Origin of the sequence: Paracraurococcus ruber (genome assembly GCF_004353985.1) — a bacterium.
Lineage (GTDB): Bacteria > Pseudomonadota > Alphaproteobacteria > Acetobacterales > Acetobacteraceae > Paracraurococcus > Paracraurococcus ruber.
Window position 1 is genome coordinate 1 of record NZ_SMOA01000158.1, and the last position, 13,350, is coordinate 13,350.

Below are 13,350 nucleotides of genomic sequence, written 5' to 3' on the forward strand. Positions count from 1 at the left end.
TGGGCACGCCTGAAAGAATGGCGCGCGGTGGCAACCCGCTACGAAAAGACCGCCCGTTCCTTCCTCGGCGTCCTCTGCTTCGCCGCCACCCTCGATTGGCTCAGGAGCTAACAGACCCTAGTGTTCCAGCGGCTGCGCCAATGGTGATCGTCGGCGATCGTACGGAAAGCCGGCGCGTAAGCCTTCGAATATTCGATAATTCCGGAAATATGGACGTTTTACACATCGGCTTATGCATCGGGCAAGGTGTTCAGTCGGTTCTCAAGGTGCGGCTACGGTCTGGCACAGAGTCCGGAATGCCGGTATTCCGGGCTACCGGTATACGGGGTTGGCGCGTGATGGTCCGGCCGCTCTGACCGGTTCACAGCGCTGCATCTCGGGCAGCATCTGCCGTCGGGATAGAAGTCCCGCTGGGCGTGGGGGATGGGTAGGTTCGGCCCCGGATAAAGTCGCTACGCGCGCAAGGGCCGCGGCTAAACTTCAGGGATGCGGATCGCTGGCTCCGGGGTTGCACTGCACACCGCCTCCGTGAACCTTCTTTGCCCCAAGAGCCTCCGCCCGAAGGAGTGCCGCAGGCGCCATCCCAGGACCGGGCCGGGGGCCAACCGGAACGCGCGGAGGACACCGCAGGGTGTGGGGTTTAGGGAGACCGGCAGGACATGAAGCTACGGTGGAAATCCCGCCGACGACCGGAGCTGGCGCGCTGGAGCCGAGTTCTGCAGGTGGTGCCTGCAGGGGCGGTAGATCTCCCTAAACCCCACACTGGTGGCCGTGCCACAGGCGCCAGTCAGCCCTTCGCCAGCTTGGGGACAGGGGGCGGGCTCGGGTGCAGGACGATGTGGCTATCCTCGATATCCACGCGGGCCTCTGGATAGGCCGAGACCGCCTCCGCCAGGGCTTCTAGGAAGCGCGGCTTCCAGCGCCACAGGTGCTGGTAGCCGGCGCCGAACTGCTGGTAGAGGTCCTTCCAGCCGATCGGCGTGTGGCGCTCCAGATGGTGCAGGCGGAACGCCAGCCAGACGTAGATATCGAGCGCGGTTGAGCTATCCTTGAGGCGCTGGATCGCGGCGTCGCGCAGCGGCACGGGATGCCGTCGCAGCTGCTCGAAGAAGTCGTTGTCGAGCAGCACGCGATCCTCGAACAGGGTCTCCTGCCGGGCGTCGCCCTTGCCGGAGTCGTGGAAGAATAGGCCGGACTTGATGATGCGCTCGTTGCTCATCATGGTCGGCCCGATGGCCTGCGCCCCTGCCTTGCTCTCGGCCTGCCAGGTGAAGCGCATGGTGCAGGTGGCGATGCGGCGCGCCTGCTCACGGAGCGCCGCGGCGGTCTCGCCGCCGACCGATAGGCCCATGCGGCCCATCCAGGCACGCATGGACCGGCCGAGGTTGACCTCGCGGCTGTTCGTCAGCACGGCCTGGGTTTGCAGATAAATCAGGATCAGCCGCGCACGAGCGCCATAGGGCACGCCCATCATGCGCGCTGGGCCGTCCCCGAGCTTGATGCGCCCGGGCTCGACGATCAGGGTGAGCGGCCCGACTGTACGCTCCCAGGGCGCGTCGTCGGGCAGCCGGCGGTGGGGGAGGGAGGTGAGGCAGAGGCCGGAGTAGCTGAAGCCCTTGCGGTTGCTGTCGTCGCCGAGGACCTCGCCAGCGATGTCCACCAGCGGCCTGTCTTGTGGCTCAACCATCTGCCGGGCAGCGGCGCGGCCGTGGACGAGAACGAGCTGACGCACCCCCTTCGCCGCGTCTGCCATAGCCGTCCCTCGAATCACCCGGTCATGGCGCACCATGGCGAGCCGCATCGTTGTGCGCAATGTGGGGTTTAGGGAGGCCGTCAATAGGAAGAGGATAATTGCTCTCTAATTGAAGTAGCACCCTAGACCCCACGGTATAACTGCGGTTTCCAACCTAAGTCCCACACCTGCCTCCCTTTGCCCCACGGGATAAGCCTCTGGCTGTGGACAACGGCGTGACTTGCGGGTCACGCGAATCGGGCGCCGCTCGCACCGTGCAGCGGAACCATGGCCCAGTTGGGGATGCACCCACGGCCGCCGGGCGCGCTGGCCGTCCGTTAGCAGGGCTCCACGGCACTTCGGAGCAGACCATGGCAGCACTCGGGGGCTCGTCGGCGGTCACGGGTCGGGAACGTCGTCGGGCGTGTGGCCGGCACCATCCGCGCCGCGCTCCGGCCCAGTCACTACTGTGGCCTCGTTCACCAGGGGCGTCAGCGTGACATGGCTCGTGGCGTGAGCTGCGCGGCGATCCGCGTCGAGGGCCGCCGCCAGGGCCACCTGGGCCTCCCCGGGGAGCAATGCATGCGCCTGCGCCAGCGGCTCCCGCCAGCCCGGGCCGCGGCTCCAGGCCTCGTGCCACGCGGCGGCCAGCTCGAAGGGACGCTGGCGGGCGAGCACGTCGAGGAGCTGCGCTGCCTGGGCCAAGTCCTTGCGCGCCTTTGCTTGGTCGTCGCGGCGCCGCGCCACGATCAGCTTGTGCAGGGCGAAGCGCTCCGGCGCAGGGACGTTGATCGGCACCCCGGCGCCGTGAAGCGCCACCGCCTGCACCTCGCGGTGGATCAGAAAATCGAGGTAGCGCAGCGGATGGCCATCCGCCCCGAGCGCCGGCAAGGGAACGGGTGCGCCGTCGGTGTCCGGGTCACGGTTCGGTGTCAGCACCTCGACCCGGTACTCCCGGCCAATGCCATAATAGGCGGAGCGCGCCTCGGCATGGGTCTGCCCCGGCAGCCCAGGCAGGCGGCGGAAGCGCGGGTCAGCGCGTCGCAACACCGCTTCGAAGTCGGGCGCGTCGATCCGGTCGCCGACCGCGCCCGAGACGTCCACGAACTGCGCCAAGTCGAGGTCGCCGGTGCGCGTCGCCGCCAGCCCGAGGCGTTCGCCGAGTAGGGCGCCGTAAACCTGGTAAGCGACAGTGCCGATGACGACGGCGCGGAGGCGGAAGACGCCCGCTGCCTCAAGCGCGATGAGCACCCGTCCTGTCAGGGCGTCCGGTGCCGTCAGCGAGGCGGCCCGCAGCGCGGCCACCATGCTATGCCGCTGCCGATCCTCGGTGCGGACCTGCCGGTGGTGCGCGATGCGCGCCAGCAGGTCGGGCGTCTCGGGCCCGACATACTTCTGCGATCGCCCGCCTGGCGCCGCGGGGTCGGCGGCCTGCCAGTACCAGTAGCGCCGGCCTTTGACGGTCTTGGCGACGAAGGCGCCATTACCGGCGAAGTCACGGTCCGCTGCGGCAAGCCAAGCCTGCTCGACCAACTCGGCATAAACGGTCTGGATTGGCAGCGGCACGGGGGTCGGCATAGCGGGCGTCCGGGGTGGGTGGCGGCCAGCAAGTTATACTCATGTTTGCCGTCAGAGTATAACGGGGAGGATGCGTGGTCACACCGTGCTGGAGATCATGCTTTTCGCTGCAGCCGTGAGGGCCAGCATTGTTATGACAAAGGAGGTGCGGCTGGCAGCGCTGGCCAGGCAAAGAAGCACGTTTCGCTAGTCACACTCCATAAAAGCCTTTCCAGAGCCTTTTTGCGGATTGCCCGAATCAGCGCAAGCTGCTGGAATCGCCACATGTCTGCGCTCGTCCCGCTGCCCGATGCCGACCTCGCCCGCGCCGCCGGCTATGCCCGTTAGGCGTTGTCGCCGGCGACGCTGGCCGCCTACGCCGCGGACTGGGCGGGCTTCGAGGCCTGGTGCCGGGGCAGGGGCGTCGCCACCCTGCCAGCCACCCCGGCGACCGTCGCCGCCTACCTCGCCGGCATCGCCCGCCGCCACGGCACCCCGGCCCGCCGCGCCGCGGCGATCGGCACCGCCGAGCTCCGCCGCCTGGTCGCCAGCTGCACCGACGGCCTCACCGGCACCCGCGACCGCGCCCTGCTGCTGCTGGGCTTCGCCGCGGCGCGGCAGCCCTGCGGCGGAGCGAGCTGGTCGCGGTGCAGCGCGAGCATCTGACCATGACGCCGGAGGGCCTGCGGCTGCTCACCCCGCGTGCCAAATCCGACCAAGGGGGGGGGAGTGGCGCCGAGCTCGGCATCCCGCGTGGCATGAAGGTGAAGACCTGCCCGGTGCGGGCGGTAGAAGCCTGGCTGCAGGCGAGCAGCTGCCGCTACGGCCCGGTGTTCCGCAAGATCGACCGCTGGGGCAACCTCGAGACCAGCGCTCTCCACCCGTATGCCCTGCCGCGGATCCTGGCGCGGCGGCTAACGTTCCTGGCCGCGCCGCCGGCACCGTCGCAGGCGCTCGTCGTGCAATAGGGAACGCGCCGCGCCCGGCGCTGGCATCGCGCCGGTCCACCCCCGTTCCGGGCTGCCGGCATGATGATCGCCACGGTCCGCTCTCCGCCCCGACCCGTGGCGAGGATCGTGTCCGCGCTCAAGCCACCGCCGCATGCGGATCTGCAACGAGCCGCGCGACCGCGTCGGCGAACCGGGAGGCGGTCGCGCTCGCGCCGGCCCGCCGCAGTACGAGCCGCACGGGTGCCACTGGCCCCGGGCTGTCCGCAAGCGCACGGTAAGCAACGCCCGCCACCGCGAGCCGCCGCATTGAGGCGGGCACCACAGACACGCCAAGGCCCGCCGCGACTAAGCTCAGCGTCGCAGGGAGGCGGGGCGCTTCCTGCGCCACCTCCGGCGTGAAGCCGGCTTCGCGGCACGCCGCCAGGATCGTGTCGTAGAGCCCGGGTCCAGTCTGCCGGCGGTAGAGCACAAAGGGCTCTCCGGCCAGCGCTGCGAGCAGCAGGGGCGGCCCATCCTGCTGCCGGGCCAAGGCATGACCCTCCGGCAGGGCTACGAGCATCGGCTCGTCGAGCACCGGCTCGAACCGCAGCCCGGCCACCGCACCGACCGGCGAGCGCACGAAGGCGGCGTCGAGGCGACCGGCCAGCACCGCCTCCACCAACTCTGCCGTGCCCGCCTCGTCCAGCTCAATCCGCACGCCTGGAGACGTCCTCCGGAAGTAGCGGATCGCGGTCGGGACGAAAGGGTGCAGCCCGGCCGAGCTCGTGAAGCCAACGGCGAGCCGCCCGGCCTCGCCCCGTGCGGCTCGGCGCACGGCGTCCTCCACTGTGGCCGCGCGCGCCAGCACCGAGCGCGCCTCCTCCAGCAGCGCCAGACCCGCTTCGGTCGGCGCAACGCCGCGCGGCAGGCGACGAAGCAGCCGGCACCCTAGCCGCGCCTCCAGCCCCTGGATCAAGCGGGTGAGCGGCGGCTGGCGCATGCCGAGCCGTTCGGCCGCCCGAGTGACATGCCCCTCCTCGACGACGGTGACGAAGGCCTCGAGCAGACGGAGCTCAATCATACGATACCTTCCGGGTATCAGGATCGCTCATCACAGCGCCTACACGGCATGAAGCCAAGCGGACATCCTGGGATGGGCCAACCGGAGGTTCCATGCCCATGCCACCGCCCGATCCCGCCGACCTGCTGCTGCGGCAGTTCCTGGCCTGGGTTGCCGACCGCCCACGCGGCTACGCCGAGACCATGGCGGCCTGGCGTACCTCGTGCCCCCGGTTGCCGGTCTGGGAGGACGCGACGGAGGGCGGGCTCGTGAGGCTAGAGCTCGAAGTCGCCGGCACGACGCAGGGCGAGGTACGTGTCGTGCTGACGACGGCGGGCCGGGCGGTGCTCGCCGCGGCGGCAGGATCGGCTGTCCGGGCGTGACCCCGCTCCTCGTCGTCGGTCTTGGCGCCGTGATGCTGGCGACAGCCTTCCTGTCCGGTGTGTTTGGCATGGCAGGCGGACTGATCCTGGTCGGCGTACTGCTGGCACTACTGCCCGTGCCGGCTGCCATGGCGCTGCACGCCGTGACGCAAATCGCCTCAAACCTCTGGCGCGGCCTGTTGTGGTGGCGCCACGTCCGCTGGGCCGCGGCCCTGCCCTTCATTGTTGGCGCGGCACTGATGCTCGCTGGCTGGTCGTTGGTGCGGTGGGTGCCGGACGCGGGGGGTAGCTCTGCTCGCGCTGGGCCTGTCGCCCTTCGCGCTGCGCCTGCTGCCGGCCGATGTGCGGCCCGACCCGGCTCGCCCGCGCGACGGCGTGGCCTGCGGCGCGGCGTCCATGGGACTGATGCTGCTGACCGGCGTATCGGGCCCGCTGGTGGACGCTTTCTTTCTCAGCAGTCGCCTCGATCGGCGAGAGGTCGTGGCCACCAAGGCCGCATGCCAAGTCTTCGGCCATGGCGCCAAGCTCGCCTATTTCGGCAGCCTTGTGAACGGCGCGGCGGGCGTGGACCCTGCGCTGGCTGCGCTCGCGGTCGCCTGCTCGGTGCTCGGCACCACCGCCGCGCGCCGGCTGCTGGAAGCGATGACAGACGTGCAGTTCCGCCGCTGGGCCAACCGGCTAATCACCACCATCGCGTGCTACTATGTGGTCTACGGGACGGTGCTGCTGCTCGGGTCCCCGGGAGAGCCACCATGACGACGGGTGCGCAGCCACGCACGCTGCTGGACAAGATCTGGAGCGCGCATGTGGTGGCGCAGCTGCCCGGCGCTGACCTGCTGTACGTGGACCTGCACCTCCTCGACGACCTGCACAGCCCGCAGGCCTTCGCAGCCCTGCGTGCGGCCGGCCGTGCCGTGCGCCGCCCGGAGGCGGCGGTCGCTGTCCCCGACCACACCGTCCCCACCACAGATCGCTGCGCCGGTATTGGGGACCCGGCGGCGCGGCGGCTGATCGAAACCCTTGCGGCCGATGCGCGATGGGCTGGCGTGCCACTGATTCCGTTCGGGGACCCCCGCCAGGGCATTGTTCATGTGGTGGGGCCGGAGTTGGGGCTTTCGCTGCCGGGGCTGACGATCGCCAGCGGCGACTCCCACGCCTCGACCCACGGCGCGCTCGGCGCACTCGCCTTCGGCGTCGGCGCGAGCGAGATCGAGCAGGTGCTGGCCACGCAGACGCTGCTGCTGCCGAGGCCGCGGACGATGGCCGTGGAGGTCGCCGGCGCGCCCGCCCCCGGCGTTTCGGCCAAGGACCTGGCGCTGGCGGTGGTCGCCGCGCTTGGTCCCGCCGGAGCTCTGGGGCACGTGGTGGAGTTCTGCGGCGACGCCGTGTGGGCGCTTGGCATCGCCGGCCGTATGACACTGTGCAACCTTGCCGTGGAGGCCGGGGCTCGCACCGCCCTGGTCGCGCCTGACGATACGACTTTCGACTTCCTCCGCGGCCGCGAGCGTGCGCCCGTCGGCGCAGCTTTCGAGCGAGCTGTCGCCGCCTGGCGTGGCCTGCGGTCCGACCCGGGCGCGACCTTCGACCGTGTGATCGCCTTGGATGCCGCCCGCGTCGCGCCGCTGGTGACCTGGGGCACCGGACCGGAAACAGCGGTGCCAGTTACGGGTGTTGTGCCGGACCCCGACGACGCACCTGACCAGATAGAACGCGTGCGGCGCCGCCGGATGCTGGACTACATGGGTCTCAAGCCTGGTCAGCGGATTGCCGACCTCACGGTGGACGTGGTGTTCATCGGCTCCTGCGCGAACGGGCGGATCGAAGATCTACGCGAAGCCGCGACGATCGCGCGCGGGGGGCGGGTTGCGCCGAGCGTGCGGGCGCTGGTGGTGCCTGGATCGGGGGCGGTGAAGGCGCAGGCGGAGCAGGAGGGACTCGATCGTATTCTCCTGGAGGCCGGCTTCGAGTGGCGCGAGCCGGGCTGCTCCATGTGCATTGCCATGAACGCGGATCGCGTTGCACCGGGGCAGCGCTGTGCCAGCACCTCGAACCGAAACTTTGAGGGGCGTCAGGGACCGGGTGCGCGAACCCACCTCGTCTCCCCAGCCACGGCCGTTGCAGCCGCGATCACCGGGCGATTCACCGATGTGCGTGAACTGACCGGCGACCGTGCGTCGCAGACCACCCTGTAAGGTGCATCAGCAAAGGGCCCGAACGCATCAACTCGGTCCAAAGGGCCGGTATAGGCCTTACTCTCGCCGTGTGAACTGGCAGGAGTCCTGCCCAGCTATCAGACCCGCAGGGCCCCCGGCTTCCATCGAACGTCGCGCTATGCCGCCGTCATCCGATGATCGCCAAGAATAGCTCAAAGTGGCCAATCGAATGTATCAAGCCGAAGCTCAACATCTTCCAGGCGCAGCCGCTCGATCCCGATCAGCTGGTCCGTCCCTGCTGGTCCGGTCAATAGCCAGCCATCTCTGTCACGACGTATCAACTCGACCTCAGCGAACGTCGCCGGGTAGAGCGCGAGGTCATCACCGCCGGCGCCGACAAGGATGTCGTCAGCCGGGCCACCTGCCAGGACTTCGTCTTCATCAGTGCCAATCACGAGTTGCGGTGCTGTCGCTTCCTCCGATACCGCGTCAGCCGCGCGTCGCTCTGCAAACAGAAAGGCATCGTCTTGTAGCCAATGGATGTCAGTGTTGCGAAGAATGATGTCGCTCAGGCGCGTTGACGAGATCTCAGCCAGCAGGGCCGAATCCAGGCTGCCTGCTTGGTGCCAGAAGGGATCTCCGTCTCGCAACCGGGTAAACTGGTCGGTAAGGATGCGTGCGAAGGTCTCGCCGATGAATGCTTCGGCACGGGGCTGCTCAGCCAACCCGCCAGTCCAGAGATCAAGCAACTCTGTGCTGCCGAAAGCGGCGGCTAGACCAGCGGCGGTGCCGGTATCGTCGGTGAGTTCCTCGAAACGGACATACGGCGCCAGTCCGAGCGCGGTGCGCACTTCGTTCAGCGTCGGCAAGCCCAGATCGCGCCCGCGTTGAATGTTGATGGCGGCGAGGTCCTGCGCGACGGGCGGATCCACGAGAAGGTTGCGCAGATCCTCGACAATGCGTGCATCCATGGCCTGCGAAACATCGGAGGCGAGATGGCGAAGGAACGCATCCGCGCCGCCATCCTGCACGAAGGTGTTTGGCGATAGGAAGAAAGCATCGTGCAGGGCCATCTCACCCCCCTGGACCACACCCTGCTCATCTTTGCGCTCGGTCACTGGCGAGACGGTGGAATGACCCCAACGATAAGCAGCACCGGCGAACTCCAGCGAGATGCGCGGATCAACGGTCGGATCGTACCCGGTGTAGGATGGAATGGCGTCCGGTCCGAGCAGGTGCGGCAGGAACTCGCCATAGGTCACCTGAGCAATTTCGGCCGCCACGATACCGCGTGCCTTGCCGAAGAGCGCATCGCCACTGGCGTAGGGATCTGCGTCGGCAAGCCGATCAACCCACCAATTGTGTTCACGGACAAACAGCGTCTGCAGCGCAGTGAGGGACGGATTCTCCATCGCGCGCACATCGCCTGCCAGAAAGCGATCCTCCTCCACTGGTAGGTTTCTGCCCTCGGACATGCGCATGTGTCCATTGGGCAAGCGTAGTCGCGCTGCCGTCTCCGGGTCGGAGCCGTAGACCATGGACGCGTCAAGCCAGCCGGTGACCGCGTTCACTGCAGTCGCAGGAAGGTCTGTCATGCCTCCGGTTGCTGCATCGGTGACCGCGCGGCCGGCGGAGATGACGCTTCCCGGCGCGAATGCTGGATCGCCATCAGGAACAAGGATGTTGAAGACTTGGCTGCGATCGATTGGTGTGCGGCTCAGATCATGGTCGATGAACTGGCCCCAGGCATAGAGCATTCCGGACAGACCACGCTCATTCCCCACGTTGGCATCGCCCTCGCCCACGACGAGATTGCTGACGACCCTCGGGTTAGGCCCATCCATGGGCACGGACACGTTGTCTGCATATCGGGCGGGAAAGAGACGCAAGAATGCAGTGCCGGCTGCGTTCGCTGTCGACAGCGTGGCGCTGTTACCCCAGCCGTCAATGCTTCGCTCATCCATGGTTTCCGCCTTTGCGCTGCGCACCGAGCGTTACCGCGCTATTGGACGCACGCCGAATCAACGAACAAGTATGAATGTCTTGAGAGCTGAATAGGTGTTACTGCTATTCAGATGTTGCTGCACCAAATGAGCTGAGCAGAGGAAGATCGCAGCTGCACATCTCTCCGGTGGTTTCCAAGGGGCCACATCGACTGAAGACAAGTTCTGAAACGAGGAGACTACGGTGCTCGTACCCGTACACATAGGTCGTTGCGGGTACCAGGCGTCCAGTCGAACCAGAGGCAGGCAGATCGACCCGTGAACCCACAAGGCAGCAGTGTGGCGGGCTGCCGCACTGGGTCATCGTGTTGCATGGGTCAGCGGCGTGGACGCATAGATCCCTGCCCGCGTATGGGATCATGCGATGCGGACGTATTCCGGCCGCCCAAGCTCGAGCATTCGGTTCAGCACGTTGGCGGCGATGGCCACCTCGGTCGCCTGGCGCCCGTCCGTTTGCGAGCGCAGCCCGCCGCCGATGACGCGCTTCCACCGTGAGACGTCGGCTTCCACCAAGGCACGCCAGTTGTAGCCCGACGCGCGCTGCCAGCCCATCCGGCCGCGTTCGGCAACACAGCGCAAATGCGCATCCCGCTGCGTCGGCGCGGTCTCGGCCGCCGCACTCGGCACCGCGCTCGCGCACGGTGGGACGACGACGGCGGCATTGGGGTGCCGCGCCGCGACCGCGGCATAGACATCGTCCCGGTCGTAAGCGCCGTCGCCCGTGAGGGACGTCACGGAACCGTCGACCCGCTCGAGCAAGGGGTCGACCTGCGAGCCGTCATCGGCATCCCTGCCGGTCAGCAACGAGGCGACAACCTGACCGGTGTCGGCGTCGGTGGCGAGGTGGAGCACCTTCCAGGCCCGGCGACGCTTGGTGCCGTGCTTCTCCTCCAACCAGCCACCGGGACCACGTAGCTGCAAACCGGTGCTGTCCACCAGCAGGTGCCCCGGCTCGCCGCCACAGCGCGGCCGCGCCACCTCCAGCGCCTCCGCCCGGCGGCTCAGGGTCGAGTGGTCCGGCACGGCGAGGTGGAGGCCAAGCAACTGCAGAATGGAGCCGATCAGGCTCGGTCTGGCGCAGCACCAGGCGGAACACGGCCCGCAGCGTCAGGGCAGTTGCGATCGCCAGGGCCGAATACTCCGGCTGTCCGCCCCGGCCAGTGCGGGCCTCGGCACGCCAGTTCTCGACCGCCGCCTCGGAGAACCACACGGTCAGGCTGCCCCGAGCGCGCAGGCCCGCGTCGTACTCCGCCCAGTTCGTCACCCGGTGGCGCTGCCGCGGGATGTGGTGCCTACGCTCAGCGTTGGCCTTGAACGGCAAGGTGGGTCCATCCCCGACAGTCGAGGGCTCGCCCTCCTTGCCAGCTTACCCGCCAGCTCCAGACCAAGCGATCCATGCAACAACGCCCTCGATCGTCGCATCCACATAGCCAGCCATGGTGCGACGCTACACGGCTCTGCGAAACGTGACAATTCGTTGCCGGTTAGATTCTGCAATAGAGCCTAGAAATTTCAGGATTTCCGTGCGTGGGAACCCTATGTCGTAGCACACACTTCCACGTGACGATCACGCCATAGCTGCTGACACGGCGGCGCGGCTGCGGGCAACCTTATCGGGCGCCCTCGCATGCCTCCGCAGGGCGCGTCTGGAACAAACCCATTTCCATGACTTTGGCTCCGCGGCCCGGACAGTCGCGGGGCCTTATTTTTGCGCGCGTGGGGCAACCGCCGCTTGCCTGCGGCATGCAGCTCTTTGCGCAGTCTCCATGCTGACTCGCAAAAGTGCTTTTTGCGGTTACATTCTAGTGCAAGCACTGTTTCGCGATACCGGAATGGATTTGTGGACTAAGCGCGGGCGTTAACGGCAGCGTGCTGCCGCGCTGGTTGCTCATCCAGGCGCACAAGAGGAATCTCCTCAACTTCGGCCCCGGGGCACCGCACACCTGCCGGGGCCTTTTTTTGCGCTCTGCGGCAGTCGCGTCTTACCTCTGATAAGCGGACTTACCAAAAGTCAGAACCCTCACCTTGGCCCCTCGCCATGCTATCCTGGCCGCCAGCACAGCGGGCAGGCGCATGCCGGACACCGTGAAGCGGGAGCAACAGGCCGAACGGCTGCAGGCCATCCGCCTGCGCTTCACCATCAACACCCATCTCGAGGACCAGGACATCACCACACCGGCGGCGATCGGCGCCGCGACCGGCCTGCCGCCGGCAGTGGCCGCCCGGCTGCTCTCCCACCGGCAGTGGCGCGAGGGCGATGTCATCGCCCTGAAAGCCGTCGCCGCGCATCTCGGCCTCGAGGTGTCGCTGGAGGGCCTCGACCCCTGGGCGGAGAAGGGTAGGGGGCGATGAGCAGGGACTTGGTGACGGCACCGGCAGCCGCCGTCGCGGACCGCCCGACGCCGGAGGGCGAGCGGGCGCTGCGGGACGCCCTCGGCTACATCGCCCGCGCCGATGCCGCCGAGACCCGCCGGGCCTATGCAGGCGACTGGCGCCATTTCTGCGGGTGGTGCCGGCAGACCGGCTTGGCGCCGCTGCCCGCCGCCCCGGCCATCATCGCCGCCTACCTCGCCGCCCATGCCGGGCTGCATGGCCTGGCGACGCTGCGCCGACAGCTGGCCTCCATTGCCCGGGCGCACCGAGAGGCCAGGCACGCCTTCGACAGCCGCGACCCGGCGATCCGCAATGCGCTGCGCGGCATCGCCCGCGAGCATGCTCGCCCGGCCCGACAGGCGGCGGCGCTGACCACCGCCGAGATCCGCAGCCTGGTCCGCAGCTGCGGCCCCAACCTCGCCGGCCTGCGCGACCGCGCCCTGCTGCTGCTGGGCTATGCCGGGGCGCTACGGCGGGGCGAGCTGGTCGGCGTCGATGTCGAGCCATCGAGCACTCCCCGATGCTGGACCATTTCGCGGTATCAGCGCGACGGCTCGCGCGCCACTGTTCGCTCCGGGTCGACCTGGCAGCTCGTGTTCTAGTACCAAGCGTCGTCGTCGCAGAAAGGCGGAAGGCAGCCCTCCGCGGGAGCATACGTCCCCGCGCAGGACAAATATCCCTCGTTTGCTGCTGACGCGCACTCCGAACGAGCAAAAACATTTTTGCCTTGTCGACGCAACATTGCATATCCTTCACCTGTCAAATGGGAGAAGCCGACATGCGTCGCGCAAGCCTCGCTATGTTCCTTGTCTTTGCGTGCTTTGCGCCGTTAACCGCGTGGGCTCAGGCGACCCCTGTGAAGGATGGGCTCGTCGGCGCTTGGGCTTTCGTCTCAGTGGTGAGCCAGAGCGACGACGGAACGCGGGCCGAGCCGTTTGGGGCAAGCCCAAGGGGCATCATAATCTTTAGCTCGGACGGCCGCTTCTCGCTGTTTCAGTCGTCCACAAATGTCTCGCGCATCGCTACCAACGACCGCGCTTGAGCTGCACCCGGTTTCCCTGGACACCCTTTTGCCCAAGGCGAACCCGGAACGATGATGTGCGGCATGAACGAGATCGAAGATCGGAAAGCAGATGATGGGCCTGTGGGCAGCGAGGGCG

Annotated in this window: 13 protein-coding genes and 2 pseudogenes; 10 read left to right on the forward strand and 5 right to left on the reverse strand. The window is 67.9% G+C overall.

What is annotated here, in order from left to right:
* Nucleotides 1–111, forward strand: a 111-nt coding sequence (locus tag E2C05_RS21595) for a transposase (RefSeq protein WP_158292286.1), incomplete at its 5' end; no start/stop codon positions are given.
* A 676-nt stretch (nucleotides 112–787) separates the two neighbouring features.
* Here E2C05_RS21595 and E2C05_RS21600 read toward each other — a convergent pair.
* Nucleotides 788–1,801 (reverse strand): replication protein RepA, encoded by a 1,014-nt coding sequence (locus E2C05_RS21600; RefSeq protein WP_240046822.1) that lies wholly within the window; start codon nucleotides 1,799–1,801, stop codon nucleotides 788–790.
* 330 nt (nucleotides 1,802–2,131) lie between these two features.
* The gene (locus tag E2C05_RS21605; protein ID WP_133221723.1) at nucleotides 2,132–3,310 is read right to left on the reverse strand and encodes a nucleotidyltransferase family protein; all 1,179 of its coding nucleotides are present in this window, start codon (nucleotides 3,308–3,310) and stop codon (nucleotides 2,132–2,134) included.
* A 330-nt stretch (nucleotides 3,311–3,640) separates the two neighbouring features.
* Between E2C05_RS21605 and E2C05_RS21610 the strand changes: the two genes are divergently transcribed.
* The gene (locus tag E2C05_RS21610) at nucleotides 3,641–3,955 is read left to right on the forward strand and encodes a site-specific integrase (RefSeq protein WP_133221724.1); all 315 of its coding nucleotides are present in this window, start codon (nucleotides 3,641–3,643) and stop codon (nucleotides 3,953–3,955) included.
* The gene (locus tag E2C05_RS21615) at nucleotides 3,937–4,257 is read left to right on the forward strand and encodes a site-specific integrase (RefSeq protein WP_205082945.1); all 321 of its coding nucleotides are present in this window, start codon (nucleotides 3,937–3,939) and stop codon (nucleotides 4,255–4,257) included. Before E2C05_RS21610 ends, E2C05_RS21615 begins: the two co-directional genes overlap by 19 nt.
* A 118-nt stretch (nucleotides 4,258–4,375) precedes the next feature.
* Here the strand turns inward: E2C05_RS21615 and E2C05_RS21620 are convergent, their stop codons facing one another.
* Nucleotides 4,376–5,299 carry a LysR family transcriptional regulator gene (locus tag E2C05_RS21620; RefSeq protein WP_133221726.1) on the reverse strand — a complete coding sequence of 308 codons (924 nt, stop codon included), beginning with the start codon at nucleotides 5,297–5,299 and terminating at the stop codon, nucleotides 4,376–4,378.
* A gap of 98 nt (nucleotides 5,300–5,397) precedes the next feature.
* Here E2C05_RS21620 and E2C05_RS21625 point away from each other — a divergent pair, with 98 nt between their 5' ends.
* The 4 genes and pseudogenes from E2C05_RS21625 (at nucleotide 5,398) to leuC (ending at nucleotide 7,853) form a co-directional block, all read left to right on the forward strand.
* On the forward strand, nucleotides 5,398–5,661 hold the full coding sequence (locus E2C05_RS21625; protein WP_133221733.1) for a hypothetical protein: 264 nt from the start codon (nucleotides 5,398–5,400) through the stop codon (nucleotides 5,659–5,661).
* Nucleotides 5,662–5,693: 32 nt separating this feature from the next.
* Nucleotides 5,694–5,930, forward strand: a pseudogene (locus tag E2C05_RS35475) (TSUP family transporter); the annotation flags it as partial.
* Nucleotides 5,931–6,057: 127 nt separating this feature from the next.
* Entirely contained in the window at nucleotides 6,058–6,417 is a 360-nt protein-coding gene (locus E2C05_RS34745) for a hypothetical protein (protein WP_240046823.1), read from the forward strand.
* On the forward strand, nucleotides 6,414–7,853 hold the full coding sequence (gene leuC, locus E2C05_RS21635; protein ID WP_133221727.1) for a 3-isopropylmalate dehydratase large subunit: 1,440 nt from the start codon (nucleotides 6,414–6,416) through the stop codon (nucleotides 7,851–7,853). The genes E2C05_RS34745 and leuC overlap by 4 nt, the downstream gene beginning before the upstream one ends.
* Nucleotides 7,854–8,026: 173 nt before the next feature.
* Here the strand turns inward: leuC and E2C05_RS21640 are convergent, their stop codons facing one another.
* Entirely contained in the window at nucleotides 8,027–9,778 is a 1,752-nt protein-coding gene (locus E2C05_RS21640) for a peroxidase family protein (RefSeq protein ID WP_133221728.1), read from the reverse strand.
* Nucleotides 9,779–10,174: 396 nt separating this feature from the next.
* Nucleotides 10,175–11,138, reverse strand: a pseudogene (locus tag E2C05_RS21645) (IS5 family transposase).
* Nucleotides 11,139–11,890: 752 nt separating this feature from the next.
* Here E2C05_RS21645 and E2C05_RS21650 point away from each other — a divergent pair.
* The 3 genes from E2C05_RS21650 to E2C05_RS35480 all read left to right on the forward strand — a co-directional run bounded on the left by E2C05_RS21650 (nucleotide 11,891) and on the right by E2C05_RS35480 (nucleotide 13,232).
* Complete coding sequence (locus E2C05_RS21650) at nucleotides 11,891–12,169, forward strand: hypothetical protein (protein WP_133221729.1); 279 nt, start codon at nucleotides 11,891–11,893, stop codon at nucleotides 12,167–12,169.
* Nucleotides 12,166–12,792 carry a hypothetical protein gene (locus tag E2C05_RS21655; protein ID WP_133221730.1) on the forward strand — a complete coding sequence of 209 codons (627 nt, stop codon included), beginning with the start codon at nucleotides 12,166–12,168 and terminating at the stop codon, nucleotides 12,790–12,792. The genes E2C05_RS21650 and E2C05_RS21655 overlap by 4 nt, the downstream gene beginning before the upstream one ends.
* Nucleotides 12,793–12,989: 197 nt before the next feature.
* On the forward strand, nucleotides 12,990–13,232 hold the full coding sequence (locus E2C05_RS35480) for a lipocalin-like domain-containing protein (protein WP_408901629.1): 243 nt from the start codon (nucleotides 12,990–12,992) through the stop codon (nucleotides 13,230–13,232).
* The last annotated feature ends 118 nt before the right edge of the window (nucleotides 13,233–13,350 follow it).